At 62.0% G+C, this 3,972-nt stretch carries 4 protein-coding genes and 1 pseudogene; all 5 read left to right on the plus strand.

From position 1 onward, the window contains the following. Positions 1-451 (plus strand): annotated as a pseudogene (locus EN750_RS22265) (6-phosphogluconate dehydrogenase (decarboxylating)); the annotation flags it as partial. A gap of 22 nt (positions 452-473) precedes the next feature. Then, the gene (gene zwf, locus EN750_RS22270) at positions 474-1,850 is read left to right on the plus strand and encodes a glucose-6-phosphate dehydrogenase (protein ID WP_127318786.1); all 1,377 of its coding nucleotides are present in this window, start codon (positions 474-476) and stop codon (positions 1,848-1,850) included. A gap of 12 nt (positions 1,851-1,862) precedes the next feature. Further along, complete coding sequence (locus tag EN750_RS22275) at positions 1,863-2,582, plus strand: ROK family protein (protein WP_127397657.1); 720 nt, start codon at positions 1,863-1,865, stop codon at positions 2,580-2,582. Between the two features lie 214 nt (positions 2,583-2,796). After that, positions 2,797-3,258: a MucR family transcriptional regulator gene (locus tag EN750_RS22280; RefSeq protein WP_127397658.1), complete on the plus strand. Its 462-nt coding sequence runs from the start codon at positions 2,797-2,799 to the stop codon at positions 3,256-3,258. Positions 3,259-3,475: 217 nt separating this feature from the next. Continuing rightward, on the plus strand, positions 3,476-3,972 hold a 497-nt coding region (locus tag EN750_RS22285; protein WP_127397659.1), incomplete at its 3' end, for an aminotransferase class I/II-fold pyridoxal phosphate-dependent enzyme.

Raw genomic sequence — 3,972 nt, forward strand, 5'->3', positions numbered from 1 at the left:
CAACGGCATCGAATATGGCGTCATGGCCGCCTATGCCGAAGGCATGAACATCCTGAAGTCGGCCAATGCCGGCAAGCGGCAACGGACGGCGGACGCCGAGACCAGTCCGCTGGAAAACCCGCAATACTACCAGTTCGACATCGACCTTCCCCAGGTGGCCGAGGTCTGGCGGCATGGCAGCGTTATCGGCTCCTGGCTGCTCGACCTGACGGCCGGCGCGTTGAAAAGCGATCCGGGCCTGGTGAATTTCGGCGGCCGCGTTTCGGATTCCGGCGAAGGGCGCTGGACGCTGAAGGCGGCGATCGACACCGGCGTGCCGGCTCCGGTGCTGTCCTCGGCGCTGTTCGACCGCTTCTCCTCGCAGGGCGAATCCGAATTCGCCGACAAGCTGCTCTCCGCCATGCGCTATGCCTTTGGCGGCCATGTCGAGAAGCCGAAGGCCGGCAAGTGAGGACACTGGGAGAGACACGCGCATGAGCCAGGAACGGTCCGACACGCTGGTGCTCTTCGGGGCCACCGGCGACCTCGCCCACAAGAAGATATTTCCAGCCCTTTACCAGATGGTCGCCAAGGGCACGCTCACCGAGCCGGTGATCGGCGTCGCCTTCGACGCCTGGGACCTCAAGCAGTTGCAGGCGCGCGCCCGCGACGGCATCGTCAATGCGCTCGGCAAGATCGACGAGAAAGCGTTCGCCAAATTCGCCTCGCTGCTGCGCTACGTCAGCGGCGACTACCGTGACGGAGCGACGTTCGAGAAACTGAAGAGCGCGCTCGGCACCGCACAGCGGCCGCTGCACTACATGGCGGTGCCGCCGACCATGTTCGAGACCGTCGTCCAGGGGCTGGAGCAATCAGGCACGGCGCATGGCGCGCGGCTGATGGTGGAAAAGCCCTTCGGTCACGATCTGCAATCGGCGCGCTGGCTGAACCGGGTCCTGCATCTGGTGTTCGACGAACAGTCGATCTTCCGCATCGACCATTACCTGGGCAAGGAAGCGATCCAGAACCTGCTCTATTTCCGCTTCGCCAATTCGCTGCTCGAGCCGATCTGGAACCGCAACTACGTCGAGAGCGTGCAGATCACCATGGCCGAGGATTTCGGCGTCGAGGGACGTGGCCGTTTCTATGACGATGTCGGCTGCATCAGGGACGTCATCGAGAACCATCTGCTCAACATCCTGTTGCTGCTTGCCATGGAGCCGCCTGTCGGCCGCTCCGCCGACGACCTGATCGATGAGAAGGTGCAAGTGCTGCGCGCGATCAGGACGCTGACCAAAGACGATGTCGTGCGTGGCCAGTTCACCGGCTATCTCGCCGAGCCCGGCGTGGCGCCGAACTCGCCTGTCGAGACCTTCGCGGCGGTGCGTTTCTTCGTCGACACCTGGCGCTGGCAGGACGTGCCGTTCTTCATCCGCGCCGGCAAGAACATGCCGGTGCATGTCACCGAAGTGGTGGTGCGGCTGAAGCGGCCGCCGCTCGATGTCTTCGATCCGATCAAGCCCGCCGACCAGAACTACGTCCGCTTCCGCATCGACCCACAGGTGGTGATCGCCATCGGAGCACAGCGCAAGGCGCCGGGCGACGACATGATCGGCGAGCAGGTCGAACTGACGGCGCTCGACGATTCAAAGGGCGACATGCCGCCCTATGAGCGTTTGATCGGCGACGCCATGAACGGCAACGGCCAGCTCTTCACCCGCCAGGACGCCAGCGAACTGGCCTGGCGCATCGTCGGCCCGGTGCTTGGCGACACCACGCCGCCGCATCTCTACGAGCCGCTCACATGGGGACCGGCGGACGTCATGGCCGGGTTCGGGCCGCCCAATGGCTGGATCGATCCGGTGAAGTGAGAGGACCACACGATGGCCAAGGCGGTGAAGCAACCTGCATCGGGCACCGAGAAGCCGGACACTGAAAAGATCGTGCTCACGATCGACATCGGCGGCTCGCACGTCAAGATTCTCACCAGCGCCGGCGGCGAGGAGCGCCGCGCCGACTCCGGACCGGGCCTGACACCGCAGCAGATGATCGACGCGGTGAAGAAGCTCGCCGAAGGCTTGTCCTACGACGTCGTCTCGATGGGCTATCCCGGCCCGGTCAATCACAACAGGCCGCTCGCCGACCCCGCCAATCTCGGCAAGGGCTGGGCTGGATTCGACTTTGCGGGCGCGTTCGGCAAACCGGTGAAAGTGGTCAATGATGCGCTGATGCAGGCCATCGGCAGCTACGAGGGCGGGCGCATGCTGTTCCTCGGGCTCGGCACCGGTCTCGGTGCGGCGATGATCGCCGACAACGTCGCCCAACCGATGGAACTCGCGCATTTGCCCTACAGGAAGGGCAGGAGTTTCGAGGATTATGTCGGCGAACGCGGCCTGGAAAAGCGCGGCAAGAAGAAATGGCGCAAATACGTCTTCGACGTCGTCGACCGGCTCCGTGCCGCCATGCAGCCCGACTATGTCGTGATTGGCGGCGGCAACGTCGACAAGCTCGATGAATTGCCCGCCGACTCCAGGCGCGGCGACAACACACGCGCCTTCGAAGGCGGGTTTCGTTTGTGGCGCGACAAAGCGCTGATAGTCTGATACTGTTATTGTTTAATATAGTTGTTCAAAATAACGTGTGACCTGACATCAAGTCGTTGCAATGCGCAGATTTGCCGACTAGGAATTCCGCGCTACACCAACGCCATTCGTCCGTGGACGCACGAAGGACGCCATAGCATTTTGATTTCGCGCATGATCCTTTCCGGAAGTCGAATCCGATTTTCAGGTCATTCGCTGTAGACGGAGAAATAGAGTGACCGACGATAGCAACAGTGCCCGTAAAGACATCGATCTGCTCGAGCTGACCGCTCACATCGTGTCCGCTTACGTCGAGAAGAACCGCTTGCCCGCCTCCGGCTTGGCCGACCTCATCGCCAGCGTCAGCGCCTCGATAAACGCGCTCGGCAAGCCTGCGGTCCCGGTGGCTGCCCCCCTGGTCCCGGCGGTCAACCCCAAGAAGTCGGTGACACCCGATTTCATCATCTGCCTTGAAGACGGCAAGAAGTTCAAATCGCTGAAGCGTCACCTGGGCTTGCATTTCGGCCTGACACCGGACGCCTATCGCGCCAAATGGGGCTTGCCGTCGGACTATCCGATGGTCGCTCCCAACTACGCGGCCTCGCGTTCGCTGCTGGCGAAATCCATCGGCCTCGGCCGCAAGGCTGCCCCCGTGAAGGCACCCGCCAAGGGCAGGAAGGCCAAGGCCTCGGCCTGAATATTCAGTCCTGAGCCAACAGTTAGGACGACTGGAACAGAAGCCTGCCGGCGAATTCGCCTTGGCAGGCTTCCTATTTTTATGGCTTGGATGGGCCGGACGGGTTCCTAGAGCAATTCCAGGAAAAGTGTGAAACGGTTTTCCGTCCGCGTGAAAACAAGGAGTCAGAGCGGTCGCCGTTTCCGTGAAACGGTGAACTGCTCTTGGGGAGCGAGCCATGAACTACACCAGGATGGTGATCGAGAAAGAAGCGCCGGAAGAATACGGCTACGACCGTATCCGCTACAATCTTTCGGAAAGTTCGATCGCCGACCAGAAGCTCTCCGACATCGGCCTGTCGCTGCCTGATCTCACGCTTTTCTATGGCGAGCATCGCGGCGACAAGCAGTTGCGTGCACTGATCTCGGCGCAGGATGCCGGCATTTCACCGGATGATGTCCTGGTCACCGCTGGCGCCGCGGGCGCGCTGTTCATAATCTCGACCTCGCTCTTGTCGGCCAATGACCATCTCGTCGTCATCAGGCCCAACTACGCCACCAACATCGAAACCCCAAGGGCGATCGGCTGCGCCATCAGCTTTGTCGACCTGGCCTTCGAGGAAGGCTTCGCCATTGATGTCGAACGCGTCAAGGCGGCGCTGCGGCCGGACACGAAGCTGATCAGCGTCACCTGCCCGCACAACCCGACCGGCACGATGATGAGCCGAACCGAGCT

This window comes from Mesorhizobium sp. M7A.F.Ca.ET.027.03.2.1 (assembly GCF_003999175.1).
Lineage (GTDB): Bacteria > Pseudomonadota > Alphaproteobacteria > Rhizobiales > Rhizobiaceae > Mesorhizobium.